Below are 20950 nucleotides of genomic sequence, written 5' to 3' on the forward strand. Positions count from 1 at the left end.
GCCTTTATTTAAACTGTTTGAGGAAACGCAGATCGTTTTCGAAGAAAGAACGCAGATCGGTAACGCCATAACGCAACATGGTCAGACGCTCCATACCCATACCGAAGGCAAAACCGGAGTATATTTCTGGATCGATACCGACGTTACGCAGCACGTTCGGGTGAACCATACCGCAGCCCAGGACTTCCAGCCATTTCCCGTTTTTACCCATGACGTCAACTTCCGCAGAAGGTTCAGTGAACGGGAAGTAAGAAGGACGGAAACGAACCTGCAGGTCTTCTTCAAAGAAGTTACGCAGGAAATCGTGCAGCGTACCTTTCAGGTTGGTGAAGTTGATATTGGTATCAACGATCAGGCCTTCCATCTGATGGAACATCGGGGTGTGCGTCTGATCGTAGTCGTTACGATATACACGGCCCGGCGCAATGATGCGGATCGGCGGTTGTTTTTCTTTCATGGTGCGGATCTGCACGCCGGAGGTCTGCGTACGCAGCAGACGCGTTGCGTCAAACCAGAAGGTATCGTGGTCAGCACGCGCCGGGTGGTGGCCAGGAATGTTCAGCGCGTCGAAGTTATGATAGTCATCTTCGATTTCTGGGCCCGTCGCCACGGTAAAGCCCAGCTCACCGAAGAAACTTTCAATCCTGTCGATAGTACGCGTTACCGGGTGCAGCCCGCCATTTTCGATACGGCGTCCCGGCAGGGAGATATCGATAGTTTCTTCAGCCAGGCGCGCGTTCAGCGCTGCATTTTCTAATTCGGCTTTACGCGCGTTCAGCGCTTGCTGTACCTGCTCTTTGGCTTCATTGATTACCGCACCTGCTGCCGGGCGCTCTTCCGGTGGCAGCTCGCGCAGGGTTGTCATCTGAAGGGTCAGGTGCCCTTTCTTGCCCAAATATTCGACGCGGACATTGTCTAACGCGGCAACATCTGAAGCCTGGTTAATGGCGGCCGTTGCACTGGCAACCAGCTCTGCGAGATGTGACATGGTTTTCCTCGTTATGTTGCGATATTCACTAGTCGCTCGTATATACGCAAAATCATTCAAGTTGTATCAACGCGGCAAAAGAGCAGATGCAGCCAGCACAGAGACAACTTGAAGGATGACGCGTATAAAAAAAGCCTCCACCAGGGAGGCTTTTAGGCGCTGTTTTCCGTTTCTTCTTTCACGCGCAAGCCTCCTGAGTTCAGGTGCTAAAGTAAAAGAAGAAGCGGAAAATAGCAGCATTCATGCTTGCGTTACCTTGTGTGGTAAAAACCGGACAACCTGTATTGAAAAGGCTTACGGATAAATTGTCAACTAATTGATTGAACTACAAATAAAAGAGAGGGAGCCAGGCTCCCTCTTTTCACCGGCTTATGCCAGAGCTGCTTTCGCTTTTTCGACCAGAGCGGTGAACGCTACTTTGTCGAATACTGCGATGTCAGCCAGGATCTTACGGTCGATTTCAACAGAGGCTTTTTTCAGGCCGTTGATGAATTTGCTGTAAGAAATACCGTTCTGACGTGCTGCTGCGTTGATACGCGCAATCCACAGTTGACGGAACTGACGCTTTTTCTGACGACGGTCACGATAAGCGTACTGACCAGCTTTGATAACAGCCTGGAAGGCAACGCGGTATACGCGAGAACGCGCACCGTAGTAGCCTTTAGCTTGTTTCAAAATTTTCTTGTGACGTGCACGGGCAACTACACCACGTTTTACGCGAGCCATATGTGCTCTCCTGTTTCTATATTCTTAGTAAAAAAATGAATTAAACGTTAACGGCTTATGCGTACGGCAGGCACGCGATAACCAGACCCAGATCGCCTTTAGACACGAGGCCTTTTGGACGCAGGTGACGTTTACGCTTAGTAGATTTTTTGGTCAGAATATGACGCAGGTTTGCGTGCTTACGCTTAAATCCACCACCACCGGTTTTTTTGAAACGCTTAGCAGCACCGCGTACGGTCTTAATTTTTGGCATTTTAATAACTTCCACTTCGCATTGTTAATAAACGAAACGTAGGCGAACAACGGCTGTGGAACCCGCAGGCTCCACAGACATTGCTACTTGAAGGCCTTACTGTTTCTTCTTAGGAGCGAGCACCATGATCATCTGACGGCCTTCGATCTTCGTTGGGAAGGATTCGACTACTGCCAGTTCACTCAGATCGTCACGGACGCGGTTGAGCACTTCCATACCGATCTGTTGGTGGGCCATCTCACGACCGCGAAAACGCAGTGTGATCTTAGCCTTATCGCCATCTTCCAGAAAGCGTACCAGGCTGCGGAGTTTTACCTGGTAATCGCCATCGTCGGTGCCAGGACGGAATTTAATTTCCTTAACCTGGATAACTTTTTGCTTTTTCTTCTGTTCCTTAGAAGACTTACTCTTTTCATAAAGGAACTTGCCGTAGTCCATAATACGACAAACTGGCGGTTCGGCGTTAGGGCTGATTTCAACTAAATCTACTCCAGCTTCTTCAGCCTTTTCGATCGCTTCTCTCAGACTCACAATACCCAAAGCTTCGCCTTCCAGACCTGTTAAGCGAACTTCCAGGGCGCGAATCTCGCCATTGATACGATTCGGACGTGCCGTTTGAACTCGTTTTCCGCCTTTAATACCTTATTCCTCCAGTTGTTGAAGACTGCGGCTGCGAATCTCTTGTTGCAGCTTCTCAATCACTTCATTTACGTCCAGGCTGCCCAAGTCTTTGCCACGACGGGTGCGCACGGCAACTTTGCCTGCTTCTACCTCTTTGTCGCCACAGACCAACATGTAAGGGACACGACGTAAAGTGTGCTCGCGGATTTTAAAGCCAATCTTCTCATTTCTCAAGTCTGCTTTTACACGAATGCCCGCATTTTGTAGTTTCTGCGTTAATTCGTTAACGTATTCAGACTGAGAATCGGTGATGTTCATGACCACAACCTGAACCGGCGCGAGCCAGGTCGGGAAGAAGCCAGCGAACTCTTCGGTCAGGATACCGATGAAACGTTCCATCGACCCAAGAATTGCGCGGTGAATCATAACCGGCACCTGACGCTCGTTATTTTCGCCAACATAAGAGGCGCTTAAACGGGACGGCAGGGAGAAGTCCAGCTGTACAGTACCGCACTGCCATGCACGATCGAGGCAGTCATACAGGGTAAATTCAATTTTTGGACCGTAGAACGCGCCCTCACCCAGTTGGAACTCAAACGGGATGTTGTTTTCTTCCAGCGCCACGGCCAGGTCAGCTTCAGCACGGTCCCACATTTCATCGCTGCCGATACGTTTTTCGGGGCGAGTGGACAGTTTGACGACGATTTTCTCGAAGCCAAAAGTGCTGTACATATCGTAGACCATACGAATGCACGCGTTAACTTCATCACGAATCTGCTCTTCAGTACAGAAGATATGTGCATCATCCTGAGTGAAGCCACGTACACGCATCAGACCGTGCAGCGCACCTGACGGCTCGTTACGGTGACAGCTACCAAATTCAGCCATACGCAACGGCAGGTCACGATAGGATTTCAGACCCTGGTTAAAGATCTGCACGTGGCCCGGGCAGTTCATGGGTTTAATGCAGTATTCACGGTTCTCAGAAGAGGTGGTGAACATCGCATCTTTGTAGTTGTCCCAGTGACCTGTTTTTTCCCACAGCACACGGTCCATCATGAACGGACCTTTCACTTCCTGATACTGATATTCTTTCAGTTTCGAGCGAACAAAAACTTCCAGCTCGCGGAAGATAGTCCAGCCATCGTTATGCCAGAACACCATACCCGGTGCTTCTTCCTGCATATGATACAGGTCAAGCTGCTTACCGATTTTGCGATGGTCACGCTTGGCTGCTTCTTCCAGACGTTGCAGGTATGCATTCAGGGCTTTTTTGTCGGCCCATGCAGTACCATAAATACGTTGCAGCATCTTGTTGTTGCTGTCGCCGCGCCAGTATGCCCCTGCGGTCTTCATCAGTTTGAAGTGATGACAGAAACGCATGTTCGGCACGTGCGGACCACGGCACATATCGACGTATTCTTCATGATGGTACAAGCCAGGCTTGTCATCATGGGCAATGTTTTCATCAAGAATAGAGACTTTATAGGTCTCACCACGCTTCACGAAGGTTTCGCGCGCTTCGTACCAGCTGACTTTCTTCTTAATGACATCGTAGTTTTTCTCAGCGAGCTCGTGCATCCGCTTCTCGAGCGCGTCGACATCTTCCTGGGTTAACGTACGGTCAAGATCGATATCGTAGTAAAAACCGTTGTCAACAACCGGTCCGATCGCCATTTTGGTGTTCGGCCAAAGTTGTTTGATCGCATGCCCTAACAGGTGCGCACAAGAGTGACGAATGATCTCCAGACCTTCTTCATCCTTCGCGGTGATGATGGAGAGTTTCGCATCATGCTCAATCAGATCGGAAGCATCTACCAGCTCACCGTTAACACGGCCAGCAATAGTCGCTTTCGCCAGACCTGGACCGATGTCCAGCGCAACATCCATGGGGCTTACAGCGTGGTCGTAATGGCGTTGGCTGCCATCAGGAAGAGTAATAACAGGCATGTTATATCCTTATTTGCAGTGGTGCCCCACACGTAAGAGCACATACAAAGATTCAATATTTAAAATTATCAAAAAGGTCTGGGCTGATTCCCGCTTCACTCTGCGAAATATGTCACAGGTCACCTGACAGGCAACGCTGGACCTACGCCCGTTTTTTGATAACACCGTTTGACAGTGTACACGGCATTACGAGCCGATCAAAGCTGCAATCAATGCGCTTTCCATGATGTAAATCAATTCACGGACACCCTTCTATCTTTGTTACACTAAGTAGAATGGTCTGACCTGGGCAGGAAAAGAACAATGCCAACAAATCGTTTTGCCAAAAAACACTGGAAGATGGTTGTAATACTGCTGGTTATTTGTGCGGCAATGCTGATGCTACGCTGGGCAGCCATGATCTGGGGTTAAACGTCAGAAGCACTATGCCAACCTGAGCAAATATATTCTACAGACTGTTAATTGTGTTTAATTATGACGGTAATGCTGAAATGCCATTTTCAGGACAGCCTATTTATTCATTAAATTGAAAGCGTCTAAAAATGCGGGATGTCAGAAAAGCATCAAAAATAAAGCGCGGTTAGGATAATAAAAATACTTAACGTTAATTTATCAAAGCCGGGCCAGTTAACTGGCCCGGCTAACTATTACATCCGATAGCCGAGCGAAACCGTCGTGCGGCGATCGGTATGCTCCGGCGCGGTTGCCGGCGGTTCGGAGTTCCAGGTCACGTTGTACGCAACCTTCAACCCAAAGTGTTCGTTGATAGCAACATTCAAAGCCGTTTCAGAATTCAGCGTTGTATCATCGGCACCAAATACCGACACACCCTGCGTAAACTTGGTGTTGTCCGTCATCTGCCACGCATAAGCTCCGGACGCATAACCTAACGGCTGCGTTTCAGTGGTGCCATCAGTGTGCTCGTCATAACGTACACCAGGACCGAATTCAAAGCGGAAACTGTGCACCGGTCCATTGAGAAACTGGCGACCATAACCGGCCGTTAGCACGTCACGCTCACGGTATCCGTTATAACGGTCTGTTAGCCAACTGGCCTGACCAAAGAGATAGTCATAGTCAGTCATGTTATAACGACTACGACCACCTACAGCATATTTCTCAGATGAACGCTCATCATTTGAGGAGGTGTTGCTGGCATTTCCCCACAGAGACCACGCCGTAGATTGACCATACCAGGTCATGGTGGTGTCGGCGGTTAAAGAAGAACTTTTTGTGTTGCCTGACTGGGCAAGATATCCCGCGTTCAGGTTACCTTCAAAGGGTTTTTTCGCGCTGGAAGGGTCATCCATGACAGTAAAAACGGAATCATCGGCGGCGGCATGCATTGACGCAAACACGCACCCCGTCAGCAATACTGCTGCGGGCACTGTCTTCAAAAGCTTCATTTATAAAGAGTCCGTACAACAAAAAAAGAGACCATAACGGTCTCGGAAACTTTCATGTGGATCAATGACAAAAGACCCTTGAAAGGTAACAAATTATAAAAAGACTCGAATAACATAGCAATAAATTCTTATTTCATTTTTTGAATAAGAGCGTTCCTAATCCTTTATTTTATTTATATATCTTTGGCAGGAGAATTTTAAATAAAGCTGCGAGAAATCATGTTGTTAATTACTTCACTTTCGTGGCGTTAAGTGCCAGACTGGGGTCAGCCTAACAGGAGGTAAAGATGATACGTATCTATACGTTAACACTTGCGCCCTCTCTCGATAGCGCAACAATCACGCCACAAATCTACCCCGAAGGTAAACTTCGCTGTACCTCACCGGTTTTTGAACCTGGTGGCGGAGGCATCAACGTTGCCCGCGCCATTGCACATCTTGGCGGAACCGCAACGGCTATCTTCCCGGTCGGTGGTGCGACCGGCGAGCACTTAGTTTCTTTACTTGCCGACGAAAATGTTCCCGTCTCGACTATCGAGGCCAAAGACTGGACCCGACAAAATCTCCATGTCCACGTCGAATCCAGCGGCGAGCAGTATCGTTTTGTCATGCCCGGTGCCGCGCTGACTGATGACGAATTCTACCAACTGCAGGATCAGGTACTGGAAATTGAATCGGGTGCGATACTGGTCATTAGCGGCAGTTTGCCGCCCGGTGTGCAAATAGAAAAACTGACCCGCCTCATCACCACCGCACAAAAACAGGGCATTCGCTGCATTGTCGATAGCTCCGGCGAGGCGCTGACGGCGGCATTAGCCATCGGCGGTATCGAACTGGTAAAACCCAACCTCAAAGAATTGAGTGCGCTGGTGAAACGCGAACTCACACAACCCGATGACGTCCGCAAAGCAGCACAGGAGATTATACAAAGCGGCAAAGCGCTTCGCGTTGTGGTCTCTCTTGGGCCACAAGGGGCATTGGGCGTCAATCAAGAAACGTGCGTCCAGGTCGTTCCTCCGCCGGTGAAAAGCCAAAGTACCGTTGGCGCAGGCGACAGTATGGTCGGCGCGATGACGTTGAAACTGGCAGAAAATGCCCCGTTTGAAGAGATTGTGCGTTTTGGCGTCGCTGCGGGTAGCGCAGCAACGCTGAATCAGGGCACACGGCTGTGCGCGTTGGGCGATACGCAAAAAATATATTCGTATCTTACCCGATGATGACACCATCCCCCTTATCAGGCATTAAGGGGGATTTACCGACAAAACTGTCAGCATGCGTATTATGCGTCTATGATAAAAAATCACGTGATTACAAAGAAGTGAATCATGTTAAACCGAACGTCGCAATTTCTCAGGGAGGTATGGAAGAACGACATACAATAAGTGCCTTTCCAGCGATGACGCGTCTACGGTGTGCGTCAGTTCGTGTTTTTTTACCGCATTCTTGCGCTAACCTTATGATCTGGCAGACAACATGGGGAGAGACATCATGTGGCAGGCTATCAGTCGTCTTTTAAGCGAGCAATTAGGTGAAGGCGAAATCGAACTGCGTAATGAACTGCCCGGCGGAGAGATCCACGCCGCATGGCATTTACGCTATGCGGGGCGCGATTTTTTCGTCAAATGTGATGAAAGAGAGCTGTTGTCTGGCTTTACGGCGGAGGCCGACCAGTTAGAACTGCTTTCCCGAAGTCAAACCGTCTCTGTTCCCAAAGTCTGGGCGGTGGGTGCCGACAGAGATTACAGTTTTCTGGTAATGGACTTTCTCCCTCCCCGCCCGCTTGATGCCCACAACGCGTTTATTCTCGGACAACAACTTGCACACTTGCACGAATGGAGCGATCAGCCACAGTTCGGCCTCGACTTCGATAATGCGCTCTCCACTACGCCGCAACCCAATGCCTGGCAGCGTCGCTGGTCAACCTTCTTCGCCGAACAACGCATCGGCTGGCAACTGGAACTTGCGGCGGAAAAAGGCATCGCGTTTGGCAATATTGACGCCATTGTCGATCATGTTCAGCAACGACTCTCCTCCCATCAGCCACAGCCTTCTCTCCTGCACGGCGATTTGTGGTCGGCAAACTGTGCGCTCGGACCGAATGGCCCCTACATTTTTGACCCCGCCTGTTACTGGGGCGACAGAGAGTGCGATCTGGCAATGTTGCCGTTACATACCGATCAGCCACCGCAGATTTATGACGGTTATCAGTCTGTCTCGCCGCTACCGTTAGATTTTCTCGACAGGCAGCCTATCTATCAGCTGTATACGTTGCTTAATCGGGCAATTCTGTTTGGCGGGCAGCACCTGGTGGTGGCGCAAAAAGCGATGGAAAGGTTACTGGCGGCTTAACGTACAGATAGCCCGAAGGCGGCTTTGTTTATCAGGCCTGACGCTTCACGTAGCCCAGGCCTGATAATAGCGGACTTACAAAAAGCCCAGCAATGAGAAGAAGAAGTAGCCGATCACGATAACGATCACCGGCAAAATATAGAGCGGGAAGATTTGTAAAAAGATCGTATGGTGTGGCACCACAATACGCGACTCAATTTGCTCACGCGATAACCCTTCACTGCCTTTTGCCTGTTCCAGAATCAACTGATCTTCAACGCCCTCGCGTAAAAAACGCGCCTGACGACTCATTCTGGCGCCAGAGTCCTGCAATGCCAGGCCGATGAATATCAGAATAAAAATCAACCAAAAAACAAGATTCAGTCCGGTCTGAAAATCCGGTGTCGGCGAGTTATACCAAAACAGGTTAAGAAACGGCGTATTTACCCGCATCATGTCGATCATCACATGGGCAAAATCGAGCATTACTGCATTAATCCCTTCCTGCTTTTCGCTGTGCGCGTACATAAACTTCAGTACTGAAACCAGTGTTGAAATCAGCGCCGGAATGAAAATTACCCATCCCAGCAACCTTTTCAAGACAGCAATGCGTCCAGCTTGTTGATACGTCATGAGTTCCCCTTGATAAAGACGTGTCATTTTGGCCTAAGTTTACCCGTTGATAACCGTTTTCGCCTGATCTTTAAAGGCGGTATACTGCCAAATTAGCCATAATGAACGCTTAGAGCTCGTTCTGGTGGGCTCTTAATCCCTGTTATCACCCTAAAGGAGAGGTTGTGATGTCAACCCCGCGTCAAATTCTTGCTGCAATTTTCGATATGGATGGATTACTGGTCGATTCAGAACCGCTCTGGGATCAGGCCGAACTGGATGTGATTGCAAGTTTAGGCGTAGATATCACCCGCCGCCATGAACTTCCCGACACGCTTGGTTTACGTATCGATATGGTTGTTGATCTTTGGTTCGCACAGCAACCTTGGAAAGGCCCCTCTCGTCAGGAGGTGACGGAGCGCATCATTACACGGGCCATTGCGCTGGTAGAAGAAACACGCCCCCTGTTGCCGGGCGTACGTGAAGCTGTGGCACTGTGCAAATCTCAGGGAATCAAAGTTGGACTGGCCTCCGCATCACCGCTGCATATGCTGGAAAAAGTGCTGACCATGTTTGGTCTGCGCGATAGCTTTGACGCGCTGGCCTCGGCAGAAAAATTACCTTACAGCAAACCGCACCCGCAGGTTTACCTCGATTGTGCCCACAAGCTGGGCGTATCCCCGTTATCTTGTGTCGCGCTGGAAGATTCCGTGAACGGGATGATTGCGTCGAAAGCAGCGCGAATGCGCTCAATTGTTGTCCCCGCCCATGAAAATCAGGATGATCCCCGTTTTGTGCTTGCCGATGTCAAACTGGCCTCGTTGACTGAGCTCACTGCCGGGCATCTTCAGGGTTAATCTCCCACCGGGCAATGACCATATTGCCCATTTTTTGCCCTCTCAATATTTTTAAAACACAGTTTCATTTTAATTGTATTTTTGTTCAACCTCTTCTATTCTTCTCCTATTGCAAGGCATTAACAGTAAAAATAGCTGAGGTGAACATGGTTCTGGACGCGTTTCGTCTTGAGGGTAAAGTCGCAATCGTCACCGGTTGTGATACCGGGCTTGGACAAGGTATGGCCCTGGCGCTGGCTGAAGCCGGATGTGACGTGGTTGGCGTAAACCGCAAAATCCCGCATGACACCGAGGAAAAAATCACCGCAGTTGGTCGGCGTTTTATGGCTATCCAGGCCGACCTCAGCCAACAGGAGGCGCTGTCCAGCGTAGTGACGCAAACTGTGGCGGCATTTGGTCGGGTCGATATTCTGGTCAACAATGCAGGTACGATTCGTCGCCAGGACGCGCTGGATTTTAGTGAAAAAGACTGGGATGACGTAATGAACCTGAATCTCAAGTCTGTTTTCTTTCTGTCGCAGGCGGTGGCGCGTCAGTTCCTGGCGCAGGGCAACGGCGGTAAAATTATCAATATTGCCTCAATGCTCTCTTTTCAGGGGGGAATCCGCGTGCCGTCCTACACCGCATCGAAAAGCGGCGTGCTGGGGATCACCCGCCTGCTGGCCAATGAGTGGGCGGCTCAGGGAATTAATGTCAATGCCATCGCTCCCGGCTATATGGCGACCAATAACACACAGCAACTGCGCGAAGACAGTGAGCGTAATCAGCAAATCGTCGATCGCATTCCCGCGGGGCGCTGGGGAACACCGGATGACGTGCAAGGCCCGGTCGTTTTTCTCGCCAGCCCGGCTTCTGACTATATTAATGGTTACACGCTTGCCGTGGACGGCGGTTGGTTGGCGCGTTAATCGTGCATTTGTGACAAAGGGTTACAACGTCACCTCTTCCGCCTACTGTATAAAACCCCTATACTGTATGAATTGACAGTTTATTGGGTTTTATCATGACGGCGGAAGGCCACCTTCTTTTTTCTATTGCCTGTGCGGTATTTGCCAAAAATGCCGAGCTGACCCCCGTTCTTGCTCAGGGTGACTGGTGGCATATTGTGCCTTCGGCCATTCTAACGTGTCTGCTGCCCGATATCGATCACCCGAAATCCCTGCTTGGGCAGCGGCTGAAGTGGATCTCAAAGCCTATTGCCCGGGCATTTGGCCATCGCGGGTTTACGCATAGCCTGCTGGCGGTCTTTGCCCTGCTGGCCACATTTTACCTGAAAGTTCCGGATAGCTGGATAATCCCGGCCGATGCGCTACAAGGGATGGTGCTGGGCTATCTCAGTCACATACTGGCCGATATGCTGACCCCGGCAGGCGTTCCCCTGCTTTGGCCCTGTCGCTGGCGCTTCCGTCTGCCAATCCTCGTCCCGCAGAAGGGAAATCAGCTGGAGCGCTTTTTGTGTATGGCGCTGTTTGCCTGGGCCATCTGGATGCCTCAGACGATGCCGGAAAACAGCGCAGTGCGCTGGTCATCACAGATGATTAACACGCTGCAGATGCAGTTTAATCGGTTTATAAAGCACCAGGCTGATTAATAAAACAGCCAAAATGTCATTTTAGGAATAAACAATTCCATTTGAATATAAGAGGCAAGTCACAGTTCTGCTAATCTTGCGCCAACAGAATCACCATTGCATGGTGATACGAATAATAAGATCAGGAGAACGGGGATGAACTTTCCATTAATCGCGAACATTATCGTGTTCGTAGTACTGCTGTTCGTGCTGGCGCAAGCCCGCCACAAACAGTGGAGTCTGGCCAAAAAAGTACTGGTCGGTCTGGTCATGGGCGTGGTGTTTGGTCTCGCCCTGCACACCATTTACGGGTCCGACAGCCAGGTACTGAAAGATTCCGTTCAGTGGTTTAACATTGTCGGCAACGGTTACGTGCAACTGCTGCAAATGATTGTCATGCCGCTGGTTTTTGCCTCTATTCTCAGTGCCGTTGCGCGTCTGCACAACGCCTCTCAGTTGGGCAAAATTAGTTTCCTCACTATCGGAACGCTGCTGTTTACCACGCTGATCGCCGCGCTGGTGGGTGTTCTGGTGACGAACCTGTTTGGTCTGACTGCTGAAGGGCTGGTGCAAGGCGGTGCTGAAACCGCACGCCTGACCGCCATTGAAACCAATTATGTGGGTAAAGTTGCCGACCTCAGCGTGCCGCAGTTGGTGCTGTCGTTTATCCCGAAAAACCCATTTGCCGATCTTACGGGTGCAAACCCGACGTCGATTATCAGCGTCGTTATTTTCGCGGCCTTCCTGGGCGTTGCGGCACTTAAACTGCTGAAAGATGATGCGCCAAAAGGCGAGCGCGTATTAACGGCTATCGATACCCTGCAGAGCTGGGTGATGAAGCTGGTTCGTCTGGTGATGCAACTGACTCCGTACGGTGTTCTGGCGCTGATGACCAAAGTGGTTGCCGGTTCCAATCTGCAGGACATCATCAAGCTGGGTAGCTTCGTCGTTGCTTCGTATCTCGGCCTGGGCATTATGTTCGTCGTACACGGCATCCTGCTGGGTATTAACGGCGTTAGCCCACTGAAATACTTCCGCAAAGTCTGGCCAGTACTGACTTTCGCCTTCACCAGCCGCTCCAGCGCCGCGTCTATTCCACTGAACGTCGAAGCGCAAACCCGTCGTCTGGGCGTCCCTGAGTCCATCGCCAGCTTTGCCGCCTCTTTTGGCGCAACGATTGGTCAAAACGGTTGTGCGGGTCTGTACCCGGCGATGCTCGCCGTGATGGTGGCACCCACTGTCGGTATTAACCCGCTGGACCCAATGTGGATTGCCACGCTGGTGGGTATCGTGACCGTCAGTTCCGCAGGGGTTGCGGGTGTGGGCGGTGGCGCGACTTTCGCGGCACTGATCGTACTGCCTGCCATGGGCCTGCCGGTCACACTGGTTGCTCTGCTGATCTCTGTTGAACCGCTGATCGATATGGGGCGTACTGCATTGAACGTTAGCGGTTCCATGACCGCGGGTACGCTTACCAGCCAATGGCTGAAACAGACCGATAAAACGATTCTGGACAGCGACGATCACGCCGAACTGGCGCATCGCTAACAGCCTGTCTGCGCAAAACAAAAAACCGCCGGGGAGTTATTCCCCGGCGGTTTTTTATATCCGATTAATCGCTCAGCTCGTTTTCCTGGCGAATCTGGTTAGCCCAGCGCTGTGCCGACTCCGGAACCGTAAATGCAGGCGAACGCTGAAACGCCTCCCCCATTAAGATAAAAGCGACATATTTTCCGCGCAGTATCCATACGTCACGAAACGCATCCATTTTCACCGCATGCTCTGGTGGAGCTGGCTCCACGCGAGGAACATAGCTGATAACCGGACGATTTTGTTGGCGAAGAGGTTTCATAATCAGTTGCTTCACTAAAGACAAATTCTAAAAATCTGAAAAACGCTATCTTAGCTGATTTTACCCCCGGACGGTGCAAAAACAGTGAATTCGTGAAATGGGTGGCGATAACGGGGGGGACGACAGGTTGCAGCAAATATCAATGACGTAGACAAAAAAATGCGGCGCACCAACGCGCCGCCAACTCAGGAATTAAACGTTCAGAAAACTGCCAAGACGATAACCGCGCTCCGCAATAGCGTATTTCAATGACGAAGACGTCAGTACGTCAAGCTCAGTTAAGCGGGGGTAACAGTAGGCACTTTGTCGAATGATGTCATCGATAAACGCCGGATGACACATCACTTCCAGCGAGGACTCTCCCCGGTCTGCGGACGCGTCCAGCGTCTGCAAAAACAGGGCCTCAGAAATCGCGTCGCCATAAAACTCGCTGCTAAATCCCTGGGAGGTACGCAACGTTTCCGGTAAATCAGACGCCTGGAACACCGTCTGCCGATCGATCCGCAACGCCACCCCCTTCTCCGCGGCAAAACTGGCGACAATCGGGAAAATCTGCGGGAACATATGCACGTGGTGATGACTATCCAGGTGCGTCGGTTCCCGCCCGAACAGGTCAATAAAACGCTGATACTGTGCAGCCAGCTCCTGAGAAATCTCTTCCAGCGGCAACGTCTCTTCCTCTGCCATCTGCCAGATCCATTTCCCTAACACACCGTCACGCGTCAGACCCGGCATCGCCGTTAACGGTTTGCCGAGCGTCAGGACAAAGTGCATCCCAACGGCAAGCTCCGGTATATCGCGACTAAGCTGTACCGCATGCTCTATCGCCTCGCCATTCACCAGGGCCGTGGTTGAGGTGACAATGCCATTGCGACAGGCTTCAACAATGCCGTAGTTTTGTCCTTTGCTCAGGCCAAAATCATCCGCATTCACAATCAGTACGCGTTCCATAGCCAACCTCAGTTAGTGTTGTTCGCTTTTAAGCTTCTCGATGCATCCGGCGAAATTTGGCAGCCATTTTTCATGCGCCAGGATCAGCTCGCGGGCAAGAATTTCAGCATCAGTGTCTGAATGCACCAGTGGACTCAGGTTTAACGCCAGCAGTACATCATTCAACTCGCCGCTTAGTGCTGCGTTGCTCGCCGCTACTTCAAAACCTTTAATGGTATAGATAAGGCCCAGGACCTTTTCATCGAAATGGGTGATACGCGGGTGCGGCGTTGCACCATTGCGTCCCAGCGTGCAGGTCATCTCAACGGCCCAGTCCGCAGGAATATTATCAACATGGCCATGATGAGGAATGTTGACGTAATGTTCGGTTTGTTTGTCGTTGTAGATAGCATTGATGACTTCACACGCGGCATCAGAGTAATAAGCCCCGCCACGCTGTTCCAGCTCTTTCGGCTTAACATTCAGCTCAGGATTTTTATACAGATCAAACAGTTGCTTCTCAACTTTCTGTACTACCTGGGCGCGTGCGCCACCTTTGTAATATTCGCCCATTTCAATCGCCAGCATCTCTTTTGGCTTGAAGTAGTACAGCAAATACGAGCACGGCAGCAGTTTCAGTGAACGAATCAGCCCTTCACTGAACGGCAGATCGAAGATGTTCTTCACGCCAGAGGCTTTCAACTGACCCGACGCTACGCCGTCCAGCAGTTCATCAAAACGTGACACACCGTTGACCAGAACATCCTTAATGAAGACCATATGGTTCAGACCAAACAGATCGATGGATAAATCATCACTCTGTTTCAGCGCCAGGACGTCGCTGATAAACATCTTCATACCGATTGGAATATTGCACACGCCGATAAACTTCTTGAAGTTAGTATGGCGATAGACCGCTTCAGTGACCATACCAGCCGGGTTGGTAAAGTTAATCACCCACGCATTCGGGCACAGTTCTTCCACATCCTTCACAATGTCAAAGATCACCGGAATGGTACGTAGTCCTTTAAACAGGCCTCCAGCACCGTTAGTTTCCTGCCCCAGATAGCCATGGCTCAGAGGAATACGTTCGTCCTGTTCACGAGCCTTAAGTTGTCCTACGCGCAACTGCGTGGTAACAAAATCAGCATCTTTCAGCGCTTCTCGGCGATCCAGCGTTTTATACACTTTCATCGGGACGCCAGCTTTATCAATCATGCGCTGGCAGAGGTCAAAAATAATGTCCAGCTTCTCTTTACCACCGTCGACATCCACCAGCCACAATTCAGAGACCGGTAATTCATGATAACGCTTAATAAAGCCTTCAAGTAATTCAGGGGTGTAGCTGCTCCCGCCACCGATAGTGACGACTTTTAATTTCTGGCTCATAATTTCTCCCTTCAGTGTAAAAACACTGACACGTATTATGCTCAACCCATTCGTCAGGTATAGCGTGGCAGTCCCAACGCTATTTTGGGCAAGCTATAAAAATTGGTTATTGGTAAATAAAATTTACTGATTAAATTCCGTTAATTTCTTACGATAGCTATTTGGTGTAAACGACGTCAGCTTTTTAAACGTTTTAATAAACAGGCTCGGACTACTGTAACCAGACTCATAGGCAATATCAGTTACAGAATAGTTAGTCATTTCCAGCTGTTTTTTAGCAAAATTAATGCGGATTTCATTAATAATCTGCATTGGCGTTTTACTGTAATAACGCTGGGTTGCACGGGTCAGATACTCCTGGGATTTTGCGGACAGGTGTACCATATTTTCCAGCGCATTTTCGCTGAACTTCCTTTTGTCATGCATGCTTTCCACGGTAGTTTTAAGCCATTGTGGAATATCATCCAGCACCTGTTCTTCCCGATGATGGCGTAACCGATTAATAATATAGAAGGTGACCACTTCTACAAATTCATCCAGTCCGCTTTCACGAAAGTTCAGTGATGCTATAACCGTTTCGATGTAAGTAAGAAACGAGCTGTTCGCCCGATACACCTGCGATGCAACAAAACAAAATGGTAGCAACGGGTGGTAGTGCTGTTCAAAAAAACGTTTACTGATACCAACGTTAAGAATTCGCGTCGCGCCGAAATCATAGAAACTTTGATGATGCGATCCCAACGGGATAAAGACAAAGTCTCCGCGCTCAAGCAGTACACGCTTACCGTTGATCTCCTGATAGTAACGTCCCGTTAAGACCAGGGTAAATTCGTAGTAATCATGCTGATGCAGCCCACTGATGCTCTCAGTTTTGTTATAGATGAACACATGAAAATTTTTGCCATTAAAAAGCTGCTGCTCATAGACGGTTTTGATTTCCGGTGCGTTAATCTGTAGCTGCATTCTGCACTCCTCGTTATTTCAGCTTCTCGTGAAGCTCAATCAGTTCTGTCACCAGTTCACGTGCCAGCATCGACGTCATCAGGTGGTCCTGTGCATGGACCAGCACCAGGCTGACTTTCATTTTACCTTCACCCTGATCGCCTTCAATCAGTTTGGTCTGGACAAGGTGTGCTTCGTTCAGCGCCATGCGAGACTGTTCCATCATGGTCTTCGCTGACTCAAAATCACCCTGTTTGGCCAATTTAAGCGCACCGTACGCCAGACTACGTGCCTGACCCGAGTTGATGATGAGCCCCATCACCACTTCTTCAAGCTCTTCAGCCTCTGACTGCGTATCGACGATATTTTCGATATCTAACATACTCTTTTCCTCTGGTTCAGTCCGGCATGGCCGCATAGCCATGCCGGATTAAATTTAGAATTTCAATGCGTTAGCGATATCTTCTTCGCTTTCTTCTTTATCAATGACGTTCTGAGCTTTGTTGGCGACGACCACGAACGGCAGATACACCAGCGTTGCGATACCAAGGTTAAACAGTGCGACCAGCAGAGCAGCGACGCTACCGTTGGTGTTAAAGAATGCGCCCAACCCGGTTGGCATCGTCCACGGTGCAATGTTGGTAATCGGTGGAATAATGCCTGTGTAATAAGCGGCCAGTGTAATCGCTGCCAGAATCGGCTGAACCAGGATGAATGGAATAAACATAACCGGGTTCATGATAATCGGCAGACCGAACAGAATGGGTTCGTTAATCTGGAACAGACCTGATGGCAGTGCCAGTTTCGCTACCTGACGATAATCAGCGCGACGAGAAGCCAGGAAGATAGCAATAATCAGACCCAGCGTTGCCCCACTCCCTCCCAGGAAAATATAGGAGTCCAGCATCGGCTTCGCCCAGACGTGGAACGTCTTACCCGCTTCCAGTGCCGCGTCTACGGAACCAAACTGTTGGTAGATAGAGATGTTTTCCAGCGCCCAGGGGGTCATGATACCGCTGTCCAGTGCAGTCAGTGCCAAAGAACCGTGAATACCGAAGAACCACAACAGCGGAACAAAAATCACGTACGCCCAACCCACCACGCTACCCAGTGACGCCAGCGGAGTTGAAATGGAATCCATGATGATCTGGTGGAAGTTCGTTCCCCAGGTGTTCAACGCCCAGGCGATGATCCCCATAATAGAGAGGATAATGAAGCCAGGAATCAGTGCAGAAAACGAGCGAGAAACAGAAGCCGGAACGCTATCAGGTAATTTAATAACCCAATTACGATGCACGACGAAGGTGAACATTTCCGCGACCACCAGGCCGATAATAATACCGGAAATAATGTTCGCACCGCCCAGCCAGTTAGCACCCACGGCATAGGCCTCGCCCACGCTGTAAGGTGTGACTGTCATAAATGCGGCGACAGATAATAAACCAGCAGCCAGTGCATCGACTTTGCGTTCTTCCGCCAGCGCCATACCGATAAAGAATGGCGCCATCAATGACATAATACCCAGCGTACCGTTATAGACGTTCCCACCGATGCCTTTTAAACTATTTAGCGTTTCAATAGTTGAAGCATCAAGTCGAATGCCCATGGAATAAAAAAACGACCCCTCCCCAAAGCTCAGGAAAACGTTATTGATTAATACAAACATAGCCCCTGCGAGGGTTAACGGCATTAAACGAATAAAACCGTTTTTGATTGCATTAACGTGTGGCTGCTTTCCAATTTTTACAGCAAAAGGAAGGAGTACCTTTTCAAGTGAAGCAATAGCGTTACTCATAGAAAAATACCCTTAAATACCGCAATTAACAATTGCGGTGAATGTTAATGAAATAACTCTTTGACGGGAAATTTAAAATAAAATAATTAATTTGCTGCGGCTTTTTTAATTGCTGCAACTGCAGCCTTAAGCACGCCTAAACCATCGACTTTGCCATACAACAGCGAGTCAATCACTTCTACAGGTTTGTTGGGTAACAAACGCTGAATTTCGGGCAACATATAAGCAATCTGTGGACCTAATAACACAACATCGGCTACCTGGCCTTTTTCTCCGGCCAGCGTTTCGGGAAACGCTTCAATGATAACCGGCACTTCGTATTTTTCAGCCTGAGCACGCATCTTCGAGACCAACAAAGAAGTCGACATGCCCGCAGAACAAAACAGATAAATGTGTTTCTTTTCCATTAAAACGATCCTCATGTGCGATTATCTGTGTACCAGACACTCCGCAAGCCATAACCTGCATCCATGCTCTGGGTAACTTGCGTCAGCTAAATTACTTTTTTAGGTGGCTGAAATGAGTATACGGGATTGCACTCGCGGATGGTATTTCATTGACCAACTAAATTGTCTCTCCTTGACCTGTGGTTATGACACCCCTCACACTTCGGGCAAATAATTCGCGACAATAAATAAGATCGTGTGGCACAAAAAAACCGGCACAGCGGCCGGTTCGTCAGAGTGCTCAGGCAATAAACAGATGCAACTACTTAGCAGACTGCGGGTCGGTGTCGTACTCCGCACAGGTCTGATAGCCGGAATTAATCACGTGCCCAGTATCATCTAATGCAACAAAATAGGTCTCTGCTTTACCATCTCGTTGACCCAGGATGTAGGTCTGACATGTACCACGCGCATGGATCATGCTGACTTCAGATGACGGTTTACCGGCAATCTGCATCACTTGCGCCCGGCTCATCCCTTTCTTCACATCTTTCACCACGGGCTGCACAAATTGGTCTTTGGTACGGTCGTAAGCCGTACACCCTGCCAGCATAGTCAATACCGCCGCTGCGCTCAGAATTCCTGTTAGATTCTTGTTCATATTCCGTCCTCTTGTTTTTCAGCGTGTTATATAAGCCTGGAGCACAACAACGCATTTTTCAAGCTGTCAGTGGATACTCAGGTCATTTCAGAAAATTCTATCAAAACAAAATGATGTTATATCCGGCTGCATCCCTTGTCGTTTGGGCGTCAACGCGTTAGCTTTAACACATCGTTATTTTTGATCATTTCATTTTTTGGAGGGGGTTAAATGACTCTGCAGCAAGAGATAATCCGGGCACTTGGCGCCAAACCACACATTAATGCAGAAGAGGAAATTCGCCGCAGCGTGGATTTTCTGAAATCGTACCTCAAAACCTACCCTTTCCTTAAATCACTGGTGTTAGGGATTAGCGGTGGGCAGGACTCCACCCTGGCCGGAAAGTTATGCCAAATGGCGATTTCTGAGTTGCGCGAAGAAACGGGTAACGATGCGTTACAGTTTATTGCCGTGCGCCTGCCTTATGGTGTGCAGGCCGATGAACAGGACTGTCAGGACGCGATCGCGTTCATACAACCTGACCGTGTACTCACCGTCAACATCAAAGGCGCAGTATTGGCCAGCGAGCAGGCATTGCGAGACGCAGGTATTGAACTGAGTGATTTCGTGCGCGGCAATGAAAAAGCCCGCGAGCGTATGAAGGCACAATACAGTATCGCCGGAATGACCAGCGGTGTTGTCGTGGGTACCGATCACGCCGCAGAAGCCATTACCGGATTCTTTACTAAGTATGGCGATGGCGGTACGGACATTAACCCAATATTCCGCCTCAACAAGCGTCAGGGTAAGCAGCTTCTTGCGGCATTAGGTTGCCCTGAGCATTTATACAACAAAGCGCCAACCGCCGACCTCGAAGACGATCGTCCCTCTCTGCCCGATGAAGCCGCATTAGGCGTTACCTACGACAACATTGACGATTATCTGGAAGGAAAAACGTTGGATGCCGACGTTGCGAAGAAAATTGAAGGCTGGTACGTGAAGACAGAACACAAACGCCGCCCTCCGATTACGGTGTTTGACGACTTCTGGAAAAAAGCGTAATTCGCTGATTTACCCGTGCCGGATAACCACAAAAGGGCTTATCCGGCCCAAACGACGTCATTGCACCGAATCAGGCGAAAAACCAGGCTTCCAGTTAATCTCACTGAACAACAACTTCCCCTCGCGCTCCAACAGTCGCAACGTATGCTTACCGTCATGCCAGCACGCCCCCTGGTCAGCCGTCAGCAACTTATCCCCCAGTTGCCAGGCTCCGCTAATCACAAATACCACGCCGCCACGCGAACCAAAGGTCGTAAACGTCCGGTCAGCCACACGAACTTTCGCCTGGCAAACATCCCGACGGGTCATGATATTAAAATCCATCGACATCTGCCCTTCCGTCAGCTTCGCTTTTACCACACGGTCACCGGCGAAAGTAAAAGGCTGATGCTGTTTTAGCGTATGCGGTAGCGTGTTAGCGCCTTCCAGCGTGACTTCTCCCCCTTCGAGCAGCGTAATAACGCGCTCAACGCCGGGGAAGAGTGAAAATTCGCCGTTCGCAGCAATGGAGGCAATACTCGCCCGCCAGTGAAAGTCGCGCGTTGCTGGCGGAAAACAACATATTTCACGCGTTTCTCCCGCACCATTACGCCAGAGATTAACCGGCATTTTGCGGATATCAAAGTACTCCATCATCCCTCCA

At 49.8% G+C, this 20950-nt stretch carries 25 protein-coding genes and 1 other annotated feature; of the genes, 8 read left to right on the plus strand and 17 right to left on the minus strand.

Annotation, left to right across the window (positions count from 1 at the left end):
- Window positions 1–4 precede the first annotated feature (4 nt).
- The 6 genes from pheS to thrS form a co-directional block, all read right to left on the minus strand.
- A complete protein-coding gene (pheS, locus tag FDX19_RS15265; RefSeq protein WP_137383362.1) occupies window positions 5–988 on the minus strand; it encodes a phenylalanine--tRNA ligase subunit alpha in 984 nt (327 codons plus the stop codon).
- A 124-nt stretch (window positions 989–1112) separates the two neighbouring features.
- Window positions 1113–1237 (minus strand) — a sequence feature (Phe leader region).
- Window positions 1188–1232, minus strand: coding sequence for a pheST operon leader peptide PheM (pheM, locus tag FDX19_RS25130; RefSeq protein ID WP_001386830.1), 45 nt, complete (start codon window positions 1230–1232; stop codon window positions 1188–1190). Its footprint overlaps the feature before it by 45 nt.
- Window positions 1238–1357: 120 nt before the next feature.
- Complete coding sequence (gene rplT, locus FDX19_RS15275; RefSeq protein ID WP_003030578.1) at window positions 1358–1714, minus strand: 50S ribosomal protein L20; 357 nt, start codon at window positions 1712–1714, stop codon at window positions 1358–1360.
- A 55-nt stretch (window positions 1715–1769) separates the two neighbouring features.
- Window positions 1770–1967 carry a 50S ribosomal protein L35 gene (rpmI, locus tag FDX19_RS15280; RefSeq protein ID WP_003030583.1) on the minus strand — a complete coding sequence of 66 codons (198 nt, stop codon included), beginning with the start codon at window positions 1965–1967 and terminating at the stop codon, window positions 1770–1772.
- A gap of 96 nt (window positions 1968–2063) precedes the next feature.
- A complete protein-coding gene (gene infC, locus FDX19_RS15285; protein ID WP_048997935.1) occupies window positions 2064–2606 on the minus strand; it encodes a translation initiation factor IF-3 in 543 nt (180 codons plus the stop codon).
- 3 nt (window positions 2607–2609) lie between these two features.
- Window positions 2610–4538 (minus strand): threonine--tRNA ligase, encoded by a 1929-nt coding sequence (gene thrS / locus FDX19_RS15290; RefSeq protein ID WP_040233697.1) that lies wholly within the window; start codon window positions 4536–4538, stop codon window positions 2610–2612.
- Between the two features lie 303 nt (window positions 4539–4841).
- On the opposite strand from thrS, the gene yniD reads away from it, so the two are divergent.
- Window positions 4842–4949 (plus strand): small membrane protein YniD, encoded by a 108-nt coding sequence (gene yniD / locus FDX19_RS15295; RefSeq protein ID WP_003030590.1) that lies wholly within the window; start codon window positions 4842–4844, stop codon window positions 4947–4949.
- Between the two features lie 236 nt (window positions 4950–5185).
- Here the strand turns inward: yniD and FDX19_RS15300 are convergent, their stop codons facing one another.
- Window positions 5186–5944, minus strand: coding sequence for a YdiY family protein (locus FDX19_RS15300; protein WP_137383363.1), 759 nt, complete (start codon window positions 5942–5944; stop codon window positions 5186–5188).
- A gap of 287 nt (window positions 5945–6231) precedes the next feature.
- On the opposite strand from FDX19_RS15300, the gene pfkB reads away from it, so the two are divergent.
- Window positions 6232–7161, plus strand: a complete 930-nt coding sequence (pfkB, locus tag FDX19_RS15305) for a 6-phosphofructokinase II (protein WP_137383364.1) — start codon at window positions 6232–6234, stop codon at window positions 7159–7161.
- Window positions 7162–7432: 271 nt separating this feature from the next.
- Complete coding sequence (locus FDX19_RS15310; RefSeq protein ID WP_101741711.1) at window positions 7433–8293, plus strand: fructosamine kinase family protein; 861 nt, start codon at window positions 7433–7435, stop codon at window positions 8291–8293.
- 75 nt (window positions 8294–8368) lie between these two features.
- Here the strand turns inward: FDX19_RS15310 and FDX19_RS15315 are convergent, their stop codons facing one another.
- Window positions 8369–8905: a YniB family protein gene (locus FDX19_RS15315; protein ID WP_048211877.1), complete on the minus strand. Its 537-nt coding sequence runs from the start codon at window positions 8903–8905 to the stop codon at window positions 8369–8371.
- A gap of 167 nt (window positions 8906–9072) precedes the next feature.
- Here FDX19_RS15315 and hxpB point away from each other — a divergent pair, with 167 nt between their 5' ends.
- The 4 genes from hxpB (at window position 9073) to tcyP (ending at window position 12859) form a co-directional block, all read left to right on the plus strand.
- Window positions 9073–9741, plus strand: a complete 669-nt coding sequence (hxpB, locus tag FDX19_RS15320) for a hexitol phosphatase HxpB (RefSeq protein WP_137383365.1) — start codon at window positions 9073–9075, stop codon at window positions 9739–9741.
- A gap of 146 nt (window positions 9742–9887) precedes the next feature.
- Window positions 9888–10649 (plus strand): 2-dehydro-3-deoxy-D-gluconate 5-dehydrogenase KduD, encoded by a 762-nt coding sequence (gene kduD / locus FDX19_RS15325; protein WP_137383366.1) that lies wholly within the window; start codon window positions 9888–9890, stop codon window positions 10647–10649.
- A gap of 95 nt (window positions 10650–10744) precedes the next feature.
- On the plus strand, window positions 10745–11332 hold the full coding sequence (locus tag FDX19_RS15330; protein ID WP_170974385.1) for a metal-dependent hydrolase: 588 nt from the start codon (window positions 10745–10747) through the stop codon (window positions 11330–11332).
- A gap of 135 nt (window positions 11333–11467) precedes the next feature.
- Window positions 11468–12859: a cystine/sulfocysteine:cation symporter gene (gene tcyP, locus FDX19_RS15335; RefSeq protein WP_137383368.1), complete on the plus strand. Its 1392-nt coding sequence runs from the start codon at window positions 11468–11470 to the stop codon at window positions 12857–12859.
- A 64-nt stretch (window positions 12860–12923) separates the two neighbouring features.
- Here tcyP and cedA read toward each other — a convergent pair whose 3' ends face one another.
- The 8 genes from cedA to osmE form a co-directional block, all read right to left on the minus strand.
- Window positions 12924–13187, minus strand: a complete 264-nt coding sequence (cedA, locus tag FDX19_RS15340; RefSeq protein ID WP_170974386.1) for a cell division activator CedA — start codon at window positions 13185–13187, stop codon at window positions 12924–12926.
- Window positions 13188–13355: 168 nt separating this feature from the next.
- Entirely contained in the window at window positions 13356–14114 is a 759-nt protein-coding gene (gene chbG / locus FDX19_RS15345; RefSeq protein WP_137383370.1) for a chitin disaccharide deacetylase, read from the minus strand.
- Window positions 14115–14126: 12 nt separating this feature from the next.
- The gene (locus tag FDX19_RS15350) at window positions 14127–15482 is read right to left on the minus strand and encodes a 6-phospho-beta-glucosidase (RefSeq protein WP_137383371.1); all 1356 of its coding nucleotides are present in this window, start codon (window positions 15480–15482) and stop codon (window positions 14127–14129) included.
- A 123-nt stretch (window positions 15483–15605) separates the two neighbouring features.
- Window positions 15606–16445, minus strand: a complete 840-nt coding sequence (gene chbR, locus FDX19_RS15355; protein WP_137383372.1) for a transcriptional regulator ChbR — start codon at window positions 16443–16445, stop codon at window positions 15606–15608.
- A 13-nt stretch (window positions 16446–16458) separates the two neighbouring features.
- Window positions 16459–16806, minus strand: coding sequence for a PTS N,N'-diacetylchitobiose transporter subunit IIA (gene chbA / locus FDX19_RS15360; protein WP_137383373.1), 348 nt, complete (start codon window positions 16804–16806; stop codon window positions 16459–16461).
- A 54-nt stretch (window positions 16807–16860) separates the two neighbouring features.
- Window positions 16861–18219, minus strand: a complete 1359-nt coding sequence (gene chbC / locus FDX19_RS15365; RefSeq protein WP_040233680.1) for a PTS N,N'-diacetylchitobiose transporter subunit IIC — start codon at window positions 18217–18219, stop codon at window positions 16861–16863.
- Between the two features lie 86 nt (window positions 18220–18305).
- Window positions 18306–18626 (minus strand): PTS N,N'-diacetylchitobiose transporter subunit IIB, encoded by a 321-nt coding sequence (chbB, locus tag FDX19_RS15370; protein WP_137383374.1) that lies wholly within the window; start codon window positions 18624–18626, stop codon window positions 18306–18308.
- A 301-nt stretch (window positions 18627–18927) separates the two neighbouring features.
- Entirely contained in the window at window positions 18928–19266 is a 339-nt protein-coding gene (osmE, locus tag FDX19_RS15380; protein ID WP_137383375.1) for an osmotically-inducible lipoprotein OsmE, read from the minus strand.
- A gap of 210 nt (window positions 19267–19476) precedes the next feature.
- Between osmE and nadE the strand changes: the two genes are divergently transcribed.
- Window positions 19477–20307 (plus strand): ammonia-dependent NAD(+) synthetase, encoded by an 831-nt coding sequence (nadE, locus tag FDX19_RS15385; protein ID WP_137383376.1) that lies wholly within the window; start codon window positions 19477–19479, stop codon window positions 20305–20307.
- Between the two features lie 57 nt (window positions 20308–20364).
- Here the strand turns inward: nadE and ves are convergent, their stop codons facing one another.
- On the minus strand, window positions 20365–20940 hold the full coding sequence (ves, locus tag FDX19_RS15390) for an environmental stress-induced protein Ves (RefSeq protein ID WP_048211887.1): 576 nt from the start codon (window positions 20938–20940) through the stop codon (window positions 20365–20367).
- Window positions 20941–20950 lie beyond the last annotated feature (10 nt).

The organism is Citrobacter sp. wls619 (assembly GCF_005281345.1).
GTDB lineage: Bacteria > Pseudomonadota > Gammaproteobacteria > Enterobacterales > Enterobacteriaceae > Citrobacter.